Origin of the sequence: Psychrobacter sp. LFX-11D (genome assembly GCF_904846475.1) — a bacterium.
In the GTDB taxonomy this organism is placed as follows: Bacteria; Pseudomonadota; Gammaproteobacteria; order Pseudomonadales; family Moraxellaceae; genus Psychrobacter; species Psychrobacter cryohalolentis.
This window is the reverse complement of the sequence record NZ_CAJHAV010000004.1, coordinates 210,356-228,961: the sequence shown is the minus strand read 5'-3', so window position 1 is coordinate 228,961 and position 18,606 is coordinate 210,356. Positions and strand designations below refer to the sequence as shown.

The following is an 18,606-nucleotide window of genomic DNA, read 5'->3' as shown; positions in this document are numbered from 1 at the left end:
AAGAGCATTTCCATCTGTTTTTAAAGGAATGTGAGTGGCGTTTTAACTACAGTGATCCAAAACGTCAATTACATCAGCTAAAACAATGGGTTAAACAGGAACTGAACTAGTTATCTAGGACAGCCCCTAATGTTTTATTTAGCTTGATAGGATATTTTTACGCCAGCCACATAGCCATCGTTGTCTTGGAAATCACTAACGATCTGACCTGTTGGGATTTGACCTTTAGCATCACCGAACCATAAGTATTTACCACCGGCTGATACTGCCCAGTTTTCAGTAAAATTATATTTAGCACCTAAACCAACACTGTAGTAGCCATCAACAGGACCTAGTGACGTTGTTGGATCACCAGCACCGCTATCCCAACCAACTGTACCACTAACCGCTAAAGCTGGCGCGATACGCTTAGCAAGACCAAGCTCTACCTGCCATTGATCGTCATCATATTCAACCAAGTCCAGACCAGGACGTGTGCCACCGACCGTACTCACTTCAGTATAGAGTGGTGGTGTAAGTGTAAAGTCACTCCACGGTACCCAACGTACTTTTGCCGTGGCTAGCATTGTAGGACTGACACCTGTCTGAAAATCAAAATTGACGGATTTAGGCGTGTTAATCTCAATTTTACCATTCCGACTGACCGGAGAGCCTACGATAAATGCATTAGGATAGCTTTCAGATATATCTGCTTTGTGCTCAATTTCAGAGCGATATGTCAAGGCAGCTTTTAAAGCGATTTCTGGCTTACTATAAGCAACACCAGCAATATAACCATAATCCTGATCTGGGTTAACATTTGAGGTGTAGCCATTAGCAAGACTGTACGCTGTACCGCGTAACTTTACATCAGCTTGTACACGTTGCGCTACTGGACCGCCATATACTTGGAAATTTTTATTGGCCCCTAATTTAGCCCCAAGGATAGCAGTAATACTATTACTACGAACTTCTACATTAGTGCCTTCACCCGCTCTAGGGCTAGTAGGATCAAGAACGCTACCAGTGCCAGTACCTGCTGGTCTATTGTCTACAAAATCATTACTACCACTATATTTAGCTGCTGCACCGAATGGCTCATCATATAAAACACCGACACTCAAAGTATCATTGATGTCTGCTTTCACACCATAACGAAAGAAATCATAAGATTCAGAAATATCACCTGTGTTGTTACCACGGGCATATTCCCTATTAGGTGCACCAGGTGGAGGAGTATTCGCATTATCATAGCCACTAACGTCTGCGTCGATGTAGGTATAGACGGCCTCAGCATAGGTGCCATCTTGTAGGAATGCAGTAATATCTTGACCTGAACGATCAAGACCTGCAGCGTTAGACATACTGGCTATAGAAAGAGTAGCTATCGCTACAGCAAGAGTTTTTAAATGAAAAGTAGCGCGCATTGGGTATCTCCAAACATCCTAGTTGTTAAATCATCTTCATAACTCATATTCGGCATTGTTGCTTAAAATATAAACTTATGTAAACGACGTCCTGAATGAATAGTAATCACTTTTTGACACTAAAACAACACTTAAAACACTTTATTTCTTAATAATGACTGTTCAGTACATTTATCTAGACCTAAAGCAAACGAACAAAAATACAAAACAAATATTCATAAAGTAATTCATAAATTATAATTTTAGCAAACTTAAATCTAATAGTTAGTAATTCTAGATTTTTAATTTAATACATAAAAAAACGACCCCTTAAGGATCGCTTTTAAAATTGTTAAAACAGTATTATTTAAAGTAAAGGCATAAGCGCTTAGTTAAAGTTTTGCTTGGCTTGATAAGATAATTTTACACCAAGAGCAAAGCCATCATTATCTTCAAAGTTACTGACAACAGTTTTACTAGGTATCTGACCTTGGGCATCACCAAACCACAGGTATTTACCACCAGCAGAAATAGCCCAGTTGTCGGTCAAATTATACTTTGCACCAAGACCAGCGCTATAGTAACCTTCAATAGGACCTAGAGAGGATACTGGATTACCGGCACCACTATCCCAACCAATATTACCAGTTACTGCTAGTGCTGGGGTTAAACGCTTGGCTAAGCCCAACTCTACTAACCATTGATCTTTATCATAACTGACTAACGACAAGCCATCTGGACGATATGCTGGATTGGCTGTACTAACTTCATTATATAATGAAGGAACAATAGCAAAGTCACTCCATGGTACCCAGCGCACTTTTGCTGTGGCTAGCATCGTAGGATTAATACCCGTTTGGAAATCGAAATTTACTGATTTAGGTGTGGTAATTTCGATATCACCATCTCTAGTTGACGGGAATACAAAAGGACCTCCAGCAACTGGAGGTATAGAACCACCAACACGAGGGGCTAAAGGATATGATTCAAAAGCATTCGCATTATGTTCAATTTCTGAGCGATATGTTAGGGCAGCTTGTAGAGCAATTTCAGGCTTACTATAAGCAACACCTGCTATCCAACCATAATCTTGATCAGCATTGATATTTGTAGTATAGCCATTTGCAACCTCATAGGCAGTACCACGCAATTTTACATTCGCTTTTACACGTTGAGCTACTGGACCACCATATATTTGGAAGTTTTTATTTTCACCAAGTTTTGCACCAAGAATACCAGTGATATTTTCAGTACGTACTTCTACGTTGGTACCTTCACCATTTCTAGGTGAAAGAGGATTCTGATCTACAAAATTATTGTCACCACTATAATCAGCAGCAGCACCAAAAGGCTCGTCATATAAAACACCAACGCTAAACGTGTCGTTGATGTCCGCTTTTACACCGTAACGGAAAAAGTCATAAGACTCAGCGATATCACCGATCGCTTTTGGTTCAGGCTTTGATTCATCATAACCACTAACATCAGCATCTAGATAAGTATAAACCGCTTCAGCATATACGCCATCTTGTAAGAATGCCGTGATATCTTGACCTGAACGATCAAGACCTGCCGCGCTCGCGACACTAGCAATAGAAAGAGTAGCGATAGCTACCGTGAGGGTTTTAAGATTAAAATTTGCGCCCATTGTGTATCTCCAAACATCCACGTTGTTTACCGCTATCCCGAACTTTGTTAGGTAGGCGGTACTTAAGGTGAAGGATACTAATGTTTTTAATACACTAAAACAACATTATTTCTCTAATATGACTGGATAGTCACTGCGAGGTAGTTTTATTCGAAAATACACATATAAATTCATTCAAAATAATTCAGTTTAGTCGCTGTTTATGTATGGCATATTATGGTCAATAATGGGGTGGTCTGTCTGCCATGACGTCAAAAGGTGCTATGCCTCCTTCTTCATCTTGGCTTTCAACTTGTTTATAAATAAATTGTAATTGTCGTTGTAGCGTTTGGATATGTTTGTCTTGACGAGTAATGACGTCGTCAAGGCGTTCTACGGTCAGCTCAAGATGAGACATATTCATCTGCAGTTCAACTAACTGTAATTGTAAATCAGCTTGTGTGGCTAAGCTGTCGATTTGAGGCTTGGATACACTGTTATTTTTTGGATTTGCTTCATTCATATTTTTCTCAATACTAGATGCTATGGCTAACGATGGCTAACGCCTTGATAAGATGTTCTACATTGCTTGACAAATTAATCGTCATAAAATCGTGCTGATAAATCTATTTACGCACGCTACAGTTACGTGGCAGCATGTTATACTGCTCGCAATTTCGCAACAACCCCTACCTCACTATTATATAAGCTTAAGATACTCTATGGCACTGATACATTTAAAAGATATTCACTTAGCCTTTGGCGTCGCTCCTGTCCTTGATGGTATTGACTTTGCTATCGATTCAGGCGAGCGCGTGTGCTTAATTGGTCGCAATGGCGAAGGCAAATCCACTTTATTTAAACTGATTAATGGCACATTATTGCCTGATAGCGGCGAAGTTATTATTAATAATAGTGTACGCGTCGCTATGCTCGAGCAGGATGTACCTGAAACCAGCGGTAGAATTTTAGATATCGTTATGGGTGGCAGCAAACGCACTGCTGAGCTGCTGATTAACTATAATGCGCAAACTGATTTATGTGCCAATGGTGACATGGATGCTTGCGAGCGTATGGCAGATTTGCAGCATGATATCGATGCGGTACATGGTTGGGATTTAGAGCGCGAAGCAACACGTCTTATCACGACAATGGGTCTCGATCCAGACGATGACTTATCGTCACTATCTGGTGGTCGTAAGCGCCGTGTTTTATTAGCACGCTCGTTAGTAACTAAACCTGATGTACTGCTTCTCGATGAACCGACTAACCATTTAGACGTTGATAGCATTGAGTGGCTTGAGCGCTTTTTATTAGATTGGCAAGGTTTGACATTGTTATTCGTCACCCATGATAGAGCGTTCGTAAATAAATTATCGACTCGTATAATTGAGCTTGATCGCGGTCAATTGACCAGCTATGACGTCACTCAAGGTGAAGGTGGCTATGCACGCTACCAAGAGCTAAAAGAGCTACAGTTACTAGCTGAAGAGAAGAATAATGCCAATTTTGATAAAAAATTGGCACAAGAAGAAGTTTGGATTCGCCAAGGTATCAAAGCACGCCGTACCCGTAACGAAGGTCGTGTCCGTGAGCTAAAAGCGTTGCGTGAAGAGCGTAGCGACCGCCGTGAGCAAGTCGGTAATGTCAATATTACCATGGGTCAAGGCGAGAAAAGCGGCAAGCTGGTCTGCAAGGTTAAAAACCTACATCTACAATATGATGATCATGTATTGGTCGATAACTTTAGCACTACCATCATGCGCGGTGACAAAATCGGTATCGTCGGTCCGAATGGCGCAGGTAAAACCACGCTTATTAAAGCCCTACTCGATATGTCAGACGATGATGTGATCAAAACAGGCAGCGTTGAATTAGGTACTAACTTAAAAATTGCTTTCTTTGATCAGTTGCGTGATCAGTTAGATTTGGAAGCCAGTGTGGCGCAAAACGTCTCAGAAGGCTCTGACTTCGTCGAAGTGGGTGGTCGTAAGACGCACATTATGAGCTATTTGCAAGATTTCTTATTTGCTCCTGAACGTGCCCGTACGCCCGTCAAAGCATTATCAGGTGGTGAGCGTAACCGCGTACTACTAGCTAAGCAATTATTAAAACCTGCTAATATCCTCGTACTCGATGAGCCAACCAATGACTTGGATATGGCGACACTTGAGCTACTAGAAGAATCAGTCGCCAGCTTTGGTGGTACGATTTTGCTCATTAGCCATGATCGCTCATTTATGGACAATGTCGTCACTTCTACTTGGGTATTTGATACTGATGAAGATGGTAAAGGGACGGTCAGCGAGTATGTCGGCGGCTATCAAGAGTATTTGGTACAAAAGAATCGCGAAGAAGCTTCTAAAGCAGCTAAATCTTCTAATAGTAATACTACTGCCAACAGCAAATCTGTTAATAAATCAGCGGCAGTAGCGAAACCTAATACTGCTGCTAAAAAGCTTAACTTTAATGACCAGCGTGAGCTTGATGCGTTACCAAAAGAGATTGCTGCTTTAGAAGCAGAACAAATGCAGCTAGAAGAAAAGCTAGCCGACGGTACTTGGTTTAATCAAGATTTTGATGCGGCAACAGCTGCTAGTGAGCGACTGCTTGCCATTGAAGATGAGATGATGATTAAGCTTGAACGCTGGAATACGCTTGAGAGCTAATCTAAATCTTTATGCACGTAATTATCATCATTTTATAATATAAAGTGGTGATAATAGCGTCACAGCGACTTACAAAGTAGTGATGTGCTGAAAGTTAGTGAACATTGTCGTAATTTCAAGTATCATTCGCTATTGCCGAATACCCTTATCATTTATAAGGTCATTATCCATAACATTTTTGTTGATATAAAGCTGTTATTAAACATTGATAATTAAGGTGTTATGTCTTGATCACTTTGTTTAACGCTGAAGCGTGCCCTATTAAGGTTGCTTTATTTTTAACACAATAATTTATTTTATGACCAAAATAGCTTAGAATAGCAACAATTAGCAAAATTAGGCACAGCTAACGTGGCTTGATAATTGTTTCTATTCTAAGTCACAAACCCAGTGTGGGATAATCCCATTTCATTCACCTGGAGGAAGTATTAATGAGCCATGCCGAAGGCGTTAACGTACAACGCCGTAGAGTTCTGATTGCCTCGACTGCCGTAATTGGTGCAGCTGGGGTAGCTGCTGTGGCAACACCTTTTGTTCGCTCTTGGACCCCAAGTGCTAAAGCTGAAGCTGCTGGTGCAGCAGTGACCCAAGATATTGGTTCTATCGAAGCAGGACAAATGATTGTTGTCAAATATCGTGGCAAACCCATCTTTGTGGTTAAGCGCACTGAAGAGATGCTCACCCTGCTTGAGTCAGTAAAGCCATTATTGTCTGACCCTGATTCTAGTGCCTCTTTGCAACCTGAGTACTGTAAAAATCCTGAACGCTCTATCTCACCAGAAGTATTGGTGGTAGAAGGCGTCTGTACACATTTAGGTTGTGCACCAAACTACCGTCCCGATGTTGGCGCAGCCGATTTAGGTGGTAATGACTGGTATGGCGGGTTTTTCTGCCCATGTCATGGCTCTAAATACGATTTAGCGGGTCGCGTTTATAGTGGCGTACCTGCACCGCTTAACTTACCTATCCCAGAGTACAACATGGATGGTACCATCTTGACGATTGGGGAGGCTTAATATGAGCATGGGTAAAAAGTTAATGCATTGGGTGGACGCGCGTTTTCCTGCGACTGAAACCTATGAATATCATATGTCAAAGTACTATGCACCAAAGAACTTTAACTTTTGGTACTTCTTTGGCGTGCTATCAATGGTCGTGCTGGTCAACCAATTGGTGACTGGTATTTGGCTAACAATGATGTACAACCCAAGTGCCGAAGGGGCATTTGCGTCTGTTGAATATATCATGCGTGATGTTAAGGGTGGCTGGCTAATCCGTTATATGCACTCAACCGGCGCGTCAGCGTTCTTCGTGGTTGTTTACTTGCATATGTTCAGAGCCTTGCTATATGGTTCATACCAAAAACCGCGTGAGCTGATTTGGCTTATCGGTATGGGTATTTACTTAGCATTGATGGCAGAAGGTTTCTTCGGTTACCTACTTCCTTGGGGCAATATGTCATTCTGGGGTGCTCAGGTTATTCTAAACCTACCTGCGGCTCTGCCTGTGATTGGCGATGGTCTTGCTGAGTGGGTTCGTGGTGATTATATTATTTCAGGTATCACCCTAAACCGCTTCTTTGCTCTACACGTTGTGGCGATTCCGCTTGTGCTTGTGGGCTTAGTCTTTATGCATTTAGTTGCTCTGCATCATGTGGGTTCTAATAACCCTGATGGTATTGACATTAAGAAGCTAAAAGATAAAAACGGCGTACCATTAGATGGTATCGAATTCCATCCGTACTATACCGTACATGATATGGTGGGTATCGTTGTCTTCTTTATCTTATTCTTTGCAGTGGTATTCTTCTTCCCAGAAGGCGGCGGCTTCTTCCTTGAGCCACCAAACTTTGAGACAGCAAACTCACTAAAAACACCAGCGCATATTGCACCGGTATGGTACTACACGCCTTTTTATGCCATCTTACGTGCGGTTCCTGATAAGCTTGGCGGGGTTATTGCGATGGGTGCTGCGATTGCCGTATTATTCTTGATACCTTGGCTTGATAGATCGCCTGTACGCTCAATGCGTTATAAAGGCATTTTATCTAAAATTGCTTTAACCGTGTTTGCCATTAGTTTCTTAGTGTTAGGTTATTTAGGTGCGACGCCAACCACACCAACAGCAACGCTTATGGCCCGTATATTCACTGTCTTATATTTCTTGTTTTTCTTACTGATGCCAATTTATACCTCTATTGAGAAGTGTAAACAGCCACCAGAACGCGTTACCGGAGGTCACTAATGAGCACGCTAATTAAATCCCTAGCAGGTTTAGGCTTAGGCGCGGCATTAACTTTGACTGCTGGTAGCGCTCTAGCAGCAGGTAGTGGCTGCGGTACGTTTACCAATGCTGATGGTGTTGAAGAACACTTAGCTTGTAGCACAGCGCCTATTGATTTTACCAATAAAGGCTCACTACAAAACGGTGCCAAGACGTTTATGAACTACTGTGCTGGGTGTCACTCAGCAAAGTACGTTCGTCATTCGCGCATTGCTAAAGATCTAGAGATACCACCTGAGCTGGTCGAAAAATATCTGATGGTGACCACCGATCAAATCGGTGACCATATCAATGCTGAGATTGACCCTGAAATACAAGCATCATGGTTTGGCAACGCGCCACCAGATTTGTCGCTTGAAACCAGACTGCGTGGCGATGACTGGGTTTACACTTACCTCTTGTCTTTTTACGAAGATCCAAGTCGTCCTTGGGGCGCTAACAACTTAGTGCTTGCAAACGCTGCTATGCCGCACGTCTTGCATAATATGCAAGAAGAGCTGAGTCAGGAAGAGTTTGAATCTGAAGTCGGTGACTTGGTTAACTTTATGGCATGGATGGCAGAACCTGTTCGTCATGACCGTAAAGTCATTGGTTTCTTTGTGATTTTATTCTTACTTGTCTTATTGATTCCCGTTTACTTGCTCAATAAAGAATTCTGGAAAGATGTCAAGTAAGCGATATTGAGAATCGAGCAATTAAGCAAGATATTGGTATAAAAAAAGCATTACTTCGGTAGTGCTTTTTATTGCTTTGAGGATTCATAAATTGGTCGCTAAAGATAAGCTCAGGGGCAATGTTTACTTATGTTACCTTGATAAATACAGCAAGTTTGTTTACGATGGCAGGCTTTACTATTAACATTAGGCTTTCATGATTGATGCGAATGACATTCCAAGTAGTCAGCTAATTTTATACGCTGATGACAGCTACGACAGTCATGTGGTGCGCCTATTGCTTGAAGAAAAGAAGCTCGCTTATTATTTATCACGTTTGCATTCTGAGCGTCCTGAAGATTTAACTGAGTTAAACCCTTATCATACTTTGCCTGTCCTGCAGCAGCGTGAAATTGCGCTTTATGAGATAAATGTTATCTTTGAGTATTTAGAGGAGCGTTATCATGCCCATAAGCTCCTGCCTGATACGCCACAAGAGCGGGCGCAATTTCGTCAGTTAGCATGGCGTATTCAGCGCGATTGGCTAGCACTCGGTAAGCGATTGCTGATGCATCCCGATAGTTTTAATAAAGCCCAAGCGGCTATGGCTAAAAAGCAACTTAGCGATTCGCTCATCACTATATCACCATTATTTGCTCATAAGTCTTACTTTATGGCAGATGAGTTTGGTTGGTGTGATGTGCTGCTAGCGCCTTTATTATGGCGATTAGAAGAAATGGGCATTGAACTGCCTCGCGCTATCAGTCGTCCCCTGTTTGATTATCAAACGCGAATATTTGAACGTCAAAGCTTTAAAAAAAGTGTGAGCTAATTAGACAAAGCGTGATGACTGCCCTAAAATAGACGCTACTAAAAGATGAATTTTTTGCTATAGGTGATCCACTTTTAAAAGAGTACAGTAATGCTGGGGTTCCTTGTTCGCAGCCCCTGTCTGCGTAGGCACAGCAAGCAAGAAAAATGAATACCAGTAACGCGTTATAATATTGTATTTCTTTTATTTAGAACAGACTATATTAATCAATAAAAATTGCAAACCAATAAAAAAGTGTGGCAAATATCTTATTGACCATTACCTAATACCTTTATGATAGGAAACCAAAAGATGAGCGAAACCACATCCATAACCCCAACTCGTCCTTATATGGTGCGCGCCCTTTACCAATGGATAGAGGACAATGCGCTTACGCCGTATCTGATGGTCGATGCGACTGCTGATAATGTGCAGATTCCAACGGAGCATGTACAAGATGGTCGCATTGTGCTCAATATTGCCAGCCGCGCCACTGGTAATATGAGTATGGAAAATGACTATATTCATTTTAGTGCGCGCTTTGGCGGCGTATCACAAGAGATTTGGGTACCGCTCACGGCAGTGCTAGGTATCTACGCAAAAGAGAACTCTCAAGGGATGTTTTTTGATCCCAATGAATATGATGACTATGTGCCTGAAGAAGATGCCGTTGCAAGTAGCAGCTCTAAAACGAACGTTGCCGCTCCTAAGCCCAAACGTGACAATAAAGCTGGCTTAAAAGTCTTAAAATAATCAAATCGGACACAAAAAAAAGCCAGTCATATAAAGTATGACTGGCTTTTTTATTACTCTTCTAAATAAACCGAATACTTAAAATAACCATTAAGTTCTTGGCAAAGTCACACCGCGCTGACCTTGGTATTTACCACCACGGTCTTTATAACTGGTCTCACAGACGTCATCAGCATCGCTTTGGAAAAACAGCATTTGCGCAACCCCTTCGCCAGCATAGATACGTGCAGGCAAATTGGTGGTATTACTGAACTCTAAAGTAACATGACCTTCCCACTCAGGCTCAAGTGGCGTGACATTAACGATGATACCACAGCGGGCATAGGTTGATTTACCTAAGCAAATAGTCAATACATCGCGTGGAATACGGAAATATTCCATCGTACGCGCCAATGCAAAAGAGTTTGGCGGAATAATACACTCGTCACCGATGACATCAATAAAGCTTTTTTCATCAAAGTTTTTTGGATCTACAATCACTGAATGCACATTGGTGAAAACTTTAAACTCAGGCGCGCAGCGTACATCATAACCATAGCTTGAAGTGCCATAACTGACCAAACGCTCACCGGCGTCGTTAAAACGTACTTGACCGGCTTCAAACGGCTCAATCATGCTGTGTTCTTGAGCCATTTTACGAATCCAGCGGTCAGATTTGATAGACATTGTTGTTCCTTAGCAGATACAGAATAGGAGTTATGATATGAATGGTTTTTTGATAGCGACGATTATACGGAATTGAGCGCTCAATTTATAGGCTTGGCTACGTTTAAAATAAATCTCTGGTCAAAATGATAATCGCCTACCATTTTGCATAATGATCTTCTGCCAGTCCCATCACATTATCAAGCTTAATCACCTCTTGTTTGATTCGAATCTCACCATTATAAAAACCAAGCCATTGCTCAAAAATACTGGCAACGATACCAAAGTTATCGGTCTTCTTATAAACCGTCATAGGGGTAAAGGTTAAATCAATATCAACATTGCTCCAGCCAAGGTTTTGATGATAGATGTGCCAAGGCTGCGGTGTGTCATCTAACCTATTAGCAACAGTGTCTTGCTGATTGGGTGGCAAATTTAGAGCATCACGAAGAAACATAACAGGCGGTAAATAACATATCTGCCCATCTAGCCAGCACGCATTTTCACTAGCGCCCGTTTCATTAACACCCATCGATAAGTTCAATGTGAAATGACGACCATCTGGCAAATAGCTATTGATACAGGTCCAAAACCAATTGGTCTCATGACGCATATATCCAAGTGTCCAATCTAAATTGGCAATAGTGTCATCATTGAATGATATTTGCTGAGCTTGTTGTCCATTATTAAACGTTGAATTGGACTTAATAGCTAAGTGACCTACGATTTTGGTAAGCGGCTCTTTTTGCGTAAAAGTCCAGCCACGCCTGCCAGTCGGTGTGCAGACCGCCAAAGGCTGCGACTGCCGCTGTAACGTTGCTTCAATCGCCAAATACTGACTATCTAACACAACGTTGACTTGTGGCGGGGTAAAATCTAACGTCAATGTCAGATTGTTATGTCTAAATGCCATCTGCCCTTGATAGCAACTACCCTCTAAACGCGTATCAAGCGTCAAAGGCTGCAAGGCTTCACACACCTCTATCTCGTTTGTTTCATCATTATAAAGGTAAACAAAAGCACTGGTCGCAAGCTTAATAGTAGCCAGTGCCAAGCAGACTCGATAAGGTGGTTGAATGATTTGAATAAAGCAGAATTGGTTGGCTTTTAAATCTTTACGCCAATTGGGTAGAGGTTTTTGTGAGATAAGGTGACTGTGATAATCTAAATAGTTGATGTTTTTAACTTGGGCAAAAATACCAGAATAAGGCTGACCGTTTTGGATTAGTTGGTCGAGCACCGCTGGTTTCAATTCATTAGCGATATCAGAAAAAGGTTGATGATTGTTTTGAATCATAATGGCGGCATCCTAGCCAAATTTATACCAAGAGTTAAGCAGTTTGTTATGTAATGGCTATTGCTAACTAATACTTTATTATAATAGCAAACAATAGCCCATTAAAAATAAAACGCTGTGATTCCTAGTAGGAAACTATAACCATTAAAAAATACGCTTATCATTAACCGGTTTAGCAAACTTATTAATATTGGTTTCAATATTTTTGGCAATACTCAGATAGTAAGACGCAAACTCATCATCTACTAATACGCTTGGCTCACCTTTATCTACCTGTGCACGGATAGCGCTTGCCAGTGGAAGCTGTCCTAATAGCGGCACTTGATATTGCTCAGCGATCTTTTCGCCGCCGCCCGTACCAAAGATAGCTTCAGTATGATTGCAGTTACTACAAGTGTGCAGCGCCATATTTTCAACCACGCCAAGCACAGGAATATTGGTTTTGTTAAACATCTCAATGCCTTTTTGGGCATCAAGTAAGGCAATATGCTGCGGCGTCGTCACAATGACAGCGCCCGTCACCGGAATACGTTGAGCAAGGGTAAGCTGAATATCACCGGTGCCTGGTGGCATATCAATGACTAAGTAATCTAACTGTGGCCAATTGGTTTGATTATATAGCTGCATCAACGCACCGGTCGCTTTTGGACCGCGCCATGCGATAGGCGTATTATCTCCATCAAGCAAGCTGCCAATCGATAACATCGCTAGTCCATGCGCATTGATAGGCACAAACTGCTCATTTTCAAGCTCAGGTCTGACACTATTCACACCTAGCATCGCTGGCATACTGGGTCCATAAATATCAGCATCTAATACACCAACGCGGTTGCCGAGCTTTTGTAATGCCAAAGCGATATTGACAGTAGTCGTTGATTTTCCCACGCCGCCCTTACCAGAGGCAACGACAATGATATGACGAATACGCGGATGAGCGGACAACGACGCTTGGGTAGGAGCTTGCTTAGTGATAGGTGGTTCAGCATTTACCGTACTATCATCGCTGTTGGCAACAGGTTTACTATGACTATCCATCGCATTGGTGGTTTTTGGCATTGCTTTTGGCAAACTTGAGCCTTCACCTTTCATCGGCGCTGGTATCCGAACATTCATATGAATGCTTTGAATACCATGCGGCTGTAATAACTGCCCAAGCGCTTGCTGAATGGCCTCAGGATCGCTTCCATGTGGCAGACGCAACTCTAATGTCAGCTCACCGCCATTACGCTCAAGCCCAGTGACCATCGTAGCAATACTGCTATCCCCAACATGATAACCCAGCAATACTTTATCAACAGCGCTATCAAGCGCAGCTTTCTGCTCTGGAGTTTCCTTTTGTGCGGTGGGTTTTTTCTTCATAAAATTAAACATAGCGACCGTGACTGCCTATACAAGTGGGTTGGTATGCTAAAAAGTATTATTAATACCATAACGAGAATAATTAACGATAGAAGCCATAAGCTTTTTAGCCAAACCTTTTATCGTGTCAGTGTAGCTCAATTGCAAGCATAAAAAAACCATGATGCCAGTAAGACAGCATTTTGCGTACAGCTTTGAGCCTACGGTATCATCGATATCAAATAACATAGATAAATTACTTTATGACACGAGACAAGGATGAGTTTGTTTAATACAAAAGGCAAACTCGCAGCTTATCATTACCAATACCAATACCAATACCAGCGATACTATGGAATCACCGCGAATACAGCACGAGGCAATACCGAAGCAAGCGTCCCCTGAATATCGGCATCTGGATACGCAAATATTATTGAGCGATTGGGCAACTGCTGTAATAATTACCAAGCAACTTTGGGCTTAATCAGCGCTGTGATATCGGCATTATCAATAAGACGTAACGTCTACACCGCATCAATCGCGCGCTTAAAATCCTGTCTTTCAATAGTATTGCTTTACTTTACTGATATATCTTTATTATTCATAACTTTATCCCTGCGCCCAAAATGGCCCAACGAGTGCTCATAAAAAAGAGCCAATATCATTGGCTCTGGTCAATATAAAGCTAAATCCTAGTCGATTGGTCTTTTTTAGCAAACTCATAGCAATTAAGATGACTGACTAAACAAGTTCTTAATTCATAAACCAGCCATGGCTTGCGACAATCGATTGTCCGGTAAAGACATTGCTTGGAAATGCAGCCAAAAATAAAGCCAGTTGAGCAATATCATCAACCGTTGTAAATTCTTTATCAACCGTATTAACGAGCATAATATCGTTCACTACTGACTCTTCGCTAATGCCTTTTTCAGCCGCTTGCTGAGGGATTTGTTTTTCGACTAAAGGCGTTTTGACAAACCCTGGGCATATCACATGCGAGCGTACATTATGGGCAGCGCCCTCTTTTGCCAATACGCGACATAGACCAAGTAAACCATGTTTGGCGGTGACATAAGGCGCTTTAAACAGTGATGCTTCATGCGAATGTACAGAGCCCATATAAATCACTGTGCCACCTTTGTCGTCTTTATACATATGTTGTATAGCAGCTTTGGTGGTCAAAAATGCACCATCTAAGTGAATAGCGAGCATTTTTTTCCAATCTTCAAACGCCATTTTATGGATGGGGTCAATGATTTGAATACCGGCGTTAGATACCAGAATATCAATACCGCCAAAGGTATCGACCAGTTTCTGAACACCGTCATTAACAGCAGTTTCAGACGTTACATCCATCGCAATTGCAACGGCACGCCCGCCTGCGGCTTCAATAGCATCGACAGTTTGCTGAGCAGCTTCAAGATTAATATCTGCAATACCGACTGCCGCGCCTGCCTTCGCATAAGTTTCAGCGATATCACGTCCGATACCACTGGCAGCGCCTGTGACCAATGCTACTTTGCCAGTCAAATCTTGTTGTAATTGGGTCGCCATATATTATCCTTAATAATAGGTGATGGTGTGTAGTGATGAATGAAGCCTATAAATAAGCCACTAAAATATAGTGGCTATTAAACAATTTACTAATCAGTATTTGAACTATTGAGTGGTTTATCAAAGCTATTGAGCAATGCTCACTGGTGTTTTTTCTTGTAGCTCATCGAAGCTAACACCCTCTGCAAGTTCAACCAATTTTAGGCCATTATCAGTCACATCAAGTACGGCAAGCTCTGTGATAATACGATCAACAACGCCTTTCCCTGTCAGTGGCAATTCGCAATTGGCAAGGATTTTTGGCTCGCCGTGTTTATTAACTTGCTCCATGAGCACAATCACACGCTGTACGCCTGCGACCAAATCCATCGCGCCGCCCATGCCTTTGACCATTTTTTTGGGAATCATCCAGTTTGCCAAATCGCCTTGCTCTGAGACTTCCATTGCCCCCAATATTGCAAGGTTGACATGACCGCCACGAATCATCGCAAACGACTCCGAGCTACTAAAATAACTCGCACCTGATTCGGCAGTGACCGTTTGTTTACCTGCATTAATCAAATCTGCATCGACGTTTTCTGCAGTAGGAAACTCGCCAATACCTAATAAGCCGTTTTCTGACTGTAGCCAGACATCGACGTCTTTAGGGATATAGTTTGCAACGAGTGTCGGTAGACCTATGCCTAAGTTAACATAATAACCGTCTTGTAACTCTTGTGCGGCACGCTGTGCCATCTGCTCTCTTGTCCATGCCATGGTAGCTTCCTTAATTTTTACGATATTCTATTATTATAAATTTATTAATTATGCTGTAATCGCAATGACTAAGCACCTTCGACCACTTTAGTTGTCGTCTTTTCGATACGCTTTTCAGGGCTGCTATTCAATACGATACGCTGCACAAAAATACCCGGCAGATGAATCTCATCAGGATTCAAGGTGCCAGTTTCTACAATTTCTTCAACTTCAACAATGGTAATCTTGCCCGCCATCGCACAGTCTGGGTTAAAATTACGCGCCGTTTTATTAAAGATTAAGTTGCCTGCCTTATCGGCTTTCTGCGCTTTAATCAATGACACATCAGCGCGTAATGAATGCTCAAGCACATAAGTACGACCGTCAAATTCGCGGGTTTCTTTACCTTCAGCAACTAAGGTACCAACGCCGGTTGCGGTATAAAATGCCGGAATACCTGCACCACCTGAACGCAGTTTTTCTGCCAATGTCCCTTGCGGAGTCAGCTCAACTTCCAACTCGCCTGCCAAGTACTGGCGCTCAAACTCTTTATTTTCACCCACATAAGATGAGATCATTTTTTTAATTTGGCGCGTCTGTAATAACAATCCCAAGCCAAAGTCATCGACACCAGCGTTGTTACTGATGCACGTCAAATCTTCAGCACCACTATCCCGCAATGCTTCGATTAACGCTTCAGGAATACCGCATAGACCAAAACCACCGATTGCCAGCGTTTGTCCGTCACGCACAACACCACTCAACGCCGCTTCTGCGCTGTCATACACCTTTGATTGACTCATGCTTATCTCCTTGCACGTCTCATTTTTATTATTTACATTGATTCATTATAGGTTTTGCTTATTCGAGCAAACACTAGACTACCAATCAGCTTTATATTTAAAGCAATACAATTTATATCACTATAAAATCTAGAGTACAGCTGTAATAACTTAACATATTATTCTAGCAGCGACTAGAAAATAATATAAAGCGCGTACAAGGCAGCGCAGCTTGATCAATATAGGTGAGGTCACCATCCTAATTGTCTAAAATAATGTTTGATAAAATACGTTAAATCGCCCGTTACGTTTAATTTTATTGACCTATTTCCCTATGCCCTGCATACTCTCAGGCTTAACTTAGCCAAGGAGGGCGATCATGTTTAGCACACTTGCTATTATTATTACTTTATTACTTTTGATGTTCTTTGCTTATCGCGGTTATTCCGTACTGATTTTAGCGCCAATTATGGCTGCTTTAGCCGTACTGCTTTCAGGTGATTTTTTAAGCAGTATTCCTGCTTATACTGATGTCTTTATGGGCGCATTGAGTGGCTTCCTACTCAAATTCTTTCCTATCTTCTTATTAGGCGCACTCTTTGGGCGTTTGATGGCAGATTCTGGGGCGGCAACAGCGATTGCCAAAACGGTGGTCGAAAAGCTTGGTGCCAGTAAAGCGATTTTGGCGGTTATCTTAGTTTGCGGTATTTTGACCTATGGCGGTGTGTCACTGTTTGTCGTGGCATTTGCTATTTATCCAATCGCCAAAGACTTATTTAAAGCTGCTGATATTCCTAAGCGCTTGATTCCAGCAGCGATTGCCCTAGGTTCGTTTACCTTTACCATGACAGCATTACCTGGCACGCCTGCCATTCAGAATGCTATTCCGATTCCTTACTATAATACCAACGTATTTGCCGCACCTGTCTTGGGGCTTATTGGTGGTACGATTATGTTTGTCTGTGGTTGGTTGTGGTTGCAATCGCGTGCCAGAAAAGCGAATGCCGCTGGTGAAGGGTATGGTCAGCATGATGAGAGCGATGTAGGCGGCGTTGGTGGAGGCGCAGCAGAGACCAACTTGCTTAGTACCCATCATACCTCATTCACCGTTGCGATGATTCCTCTGATACTGGTCATCAGTTTGAACGCTTTACTAACTTACTTTATCTTTCCATCGATGGATTTTAGTGGTCTACAGACTCAGTTCCCAGATTTGAATATCGCAGGTTCACTTGGGCTATGGTCGATCATCCTATCATTGGTTGTAGCTTGTATCGTGCTAATCGTCATGCGTCTCGGTCATTGGACCAACCTACAAAAAACCATCAACCGCGGTACTTATGACTCGATGTTACCGATCTTTAATACCGCGTCGGAAGTAGGCTATGGTGCCGTTATCGCGTCATTAGCAGGCTTTCTTCTCATTCGTGATAGTATCTTGAATCTAACGCCAGACAATCCACTCATCTCAGAAGCAGTCGCTATGACCACGCTGGCTGGCATTACTGGCTCATCATCTGGTGGTTTGAGTATCGCACTTTCAACCTTGGGTGAAGATTATCTAAGAATGGCAGTAGCAGCTGGTATTGATCCAGAACTCATGCATCGAGTGGCGGTAATGGCAGCAGGCGGTTTGGATACCTTACCACACAGTGGTGCGGTCATTACCTTGTTGGCCATTTGTGGTCTGACACATAAACAGTCCTACTTAAACTTGGCAATGGTCACCATGATTATTCCACTGATTGCTGTCGTCGTTGTCATTACCTTGGGCACGATGTTTGGTTCATTTTAATTGGGTTGAATCAGTAAAGCCTATAATGGATTCAATCTAAAAAAGGGACAGCTTCCCTGTTGTAAAGCGCTCATAAAACCCCCGCTAAGCAAAAGCTTAGCGGGGGTTTTATGAGCACTTTATAAGGATTTACTATGTTGGACTTTTATCATAAATATCAATAAATACATTACACTTATCATAACGTACTACTGGTATAGACTTTTCTTGCTTGCTGTTCCTACGCAGACAGAGTCTACGAATAATTAATACCAGTAGCGCTGCACTCTTCTAAAAGTG

16 protein-coding genes and 1 pseudogene are annotated in these 18,606 nt (G+C 42.2%); 8 read left to right on the top strand and 9 right to left on the bottom strand.

The genetic code is table 11. The features are described 5' to 3' along the window. A pseudogene (locus tag JMX75_RS05055) lies at positions 1 to 110 on the top strand (IS1595 family transposase); the annotation flags it as partial. Positions 111 to 134: 24 nt separating this feature from the next. On the opposite strand, the gene JMX75_RS05050 reads toward JMX75_RS05055, so the two are convergent. The 3 genes from JMX75_RS05050 to JMX75_RS05040 form a co-directional block, all read right to left on the bottom strand. Continuing rightward, positions 135 to 1,406 carry an OmpP1/FadL family transporter gene (locus JMX75_RS05050; protein ID WP_201531285.1) on the bottom strand — a complete coding sequence of 424 codons (1,272 nt, stop codon included), beginning with the start codon at positions 1,404 to 1,406 and terminating at the stop codon, positions 135 to 137. 367 nt (positions 1,407 to 1,773) lie between these two features. Then, on the bottom strand, positions 1,774 to 3,033 hold the full coding sequence (locus tag JMX75_RS05045; RefSeq protein ID WP_201531284.1) for an OmpP1/FadL family transporter: 1,260 nt from the start codon (positions 3,031 to 3,033) through the stop codon (positions 1,774 to 1,776). Between the two features lie 220 nt (positions 3,034 to 3,253). Next, positions 3,254 to 3,535 (bottom strand): SlyX family protein, encoded by a 282-nt coding sequence (locus tag JMX75_RS05040; RefSeq protein ID WP_201531283.1) that lies wholly within the window; start codon positions 3,533 to 3,535, stop codon positions 3,254 to 3,256. Between the two features lie 199 nt (positions 3,536 to 3,734). On the opposite strand from JMX75_RS05040, the gene JMX75_RS05035 reads away from it, so the two are divergent. The 6 genes from JMX75_RS05035 to JMX75_RS05010 all read left to right on the top strand — a co-directional run bounded on the left by JMX75_RS05035 (position 3,735) and on the right by JMX75_RS05010 (position 10,181). Beyond that, complete coding sequence (locus JMX75_RS05035) at positions 3,735 to 5,681, top strand: ATP-binding cassette domain-containing protein (RefSeq protein ID WP_020443721.1); 1,947 nt, start codon at positions 3,735 to 3,737, stop codon at positions 5,679 to 5,681. Between the two features lie 431 nt (positions 5,682 to 6,112). Then, the gene (gene petA / locus JMX75_RS05030; protein WP_011513909.1) at positions 6,113 to 6,697 is read left to right on the top strand and encodes a ubiquinol-cytochrome c reductase iron-sulfur subunit; all 585 of its coding nucleotides are present in this window, start codon (positions 6,113 to 6,115) and stop codon (positions 6,695 to 6,697) included. Between the two features lie 7 nt (positions 6,698 to 6,704). Continuing rightward, complete coding sequence (locus tag JMX75_RS05025; RefSeq protein ID WP_413786628.1) at positions 6,705 to 7,925, top strand: cytochrome b; 1,221 nt, start codon at positions 6,705 to 6,707, stop codon at positions 7,923 to 7,925. Beyond that, positions 7,925 to 8,638: a cytochrome c1 gene (locus tag JMX75_RS05020; RefSeq protein WP_201531282.1), complete on the top strand. Its 714-nt coding sequence runs from the start codon at positions 7,925 to 7,927 to the stop codon at positions 8,636 to 8,638. Before JMX75_RS05025 ends, JMX75_RS05020 begins: the two co-directional genes overlap by 1 nt. Positions 8,639 to 8,834: 196 nt before the next feature. Further along, entirely contained in the window at positions 8,835 to 9,449 is a 615-nt protein-coding gene (locus JMX75_RS05015) for a glutathione S-transferase N-terminal domain-containing protein (protein WP_201531281.1), read from the top strand. A gap of 291 nt (positions 9,450 to 9,740) precedes the next feature. Next, on the top strand, positions 9,741 to 10,181 hold the full coding sequence (locus JMX75_RS05010) for a ClpXP protease specificity-enhancing factor (RefSeq protein WP_201531280.1): 441 nt from the start codon (positions 9,741 to 9,743) through the stop codon (positions 10,179 to 10,181). 90 nt (positions 10,182 to 10,271) lie between these two features. Here JMX75_RS05010 and dcd read toward each other — a convergent pair whose 3' ends face one another. The 6 genes from dcd to JMX75_RS04980 form a co-directional block, all read right to left on the bottom strand. Further along, positions 10,272 to 10,847 carry a dCTP deaminase gene (gene dcd / locus JMX75_RS05005; protein ID WP_201531279.1) on the bottom strand — a complete coding sequence of 192 codons (576 nt, stop codon included), beginning with the start codon at positions 10,845 to 10,847 and terminating at the stop codon, positions 10,272 to 10,274. Positions 10,848 to 10,983: 136 nt separating this feature from the next. Further along, on the bottom strand, positions 10,984 to 12,123 hold the full coding sequence (locus tag JMX75_RS05000) for a DUF2804 domain-containing protein (RefSeq protein WP_201531278.1): 1,140 nt from the start codon (positions 12,121 to 12,123) through the stop codon (positions 10,984 to 10,986). 144 nt (positions 12,124 to 12,267) lie between these two features. Beyond that, entirely contained in the window at positions 12,268 to 13,494 is a 1,227-nt protein-coding gene (gene apbC / locus JMX75_RS04995; protein ID WP_201531277.1) for an iron-sulfur cluster carrier protein ApbC, read from the bottom strand. A 720-nt stretch (positions 13,495 to 14,214) separates the two neighbouring features. Continuing rightward, the gene (locus JMX75_RS04990) at positions 14,215 to 15,015 is read right to left on the bottom strand and encodes a 3-hydroxybutyrate dehydrogenase (protein ID WP_201531276.1); all 801 of its coding nucleotides are present in this window, start codon (positions 15,013 to 15,015) and stop codon (positions 14,215 to 14,217) included. Positions 15,016 to 15,141: 126 nt separating this feature from the next. Further along, positions 15,142 to 15,771: a CoA transferase subunit B gene (locus JMX75_RS04985; protein ID WP_201531275.1), complete on the bottom strand. Its 630-nt coding sequence runs from the start codon at positions 15,769 to 15,771 to the stop codon at positions 15,142 to 15,144. A 68-nt stretch (positions 15,772 to 15,839) separates the two neighbouring features. Then, the gene (locus JMX75_RS04980; RefSeq protein WP_201531274.1) at positions 15,840 to 16,553 is read right to left on the bottom strand and encodes a CoA transferase subunit A; all 714 of its coding nucleotides are present in this window, start codon (positions 16,551 to 16,553) and stop codon (positions 15,840 to 15,842) included. A gap of 358 nt (positions 16,554 to 16,911) precedes the next feature. Between JMX75_RS04980 and JMX75_RS04975 the strand changes: the two genes are divergently transcribed. Next, positions 16,912 to 18,327, top strand: coding sequence for a GntP family permease (locus JMX75_RS04975; protein ID WP_201531273.1), 1,416 nt, complete (start codon positions 16,912 to 16,914; stop codon positions 18,325 to 18,327). The last annotated feature ends 279 nt before the right edge of the window (positions 18,328 to 18,606 follow it).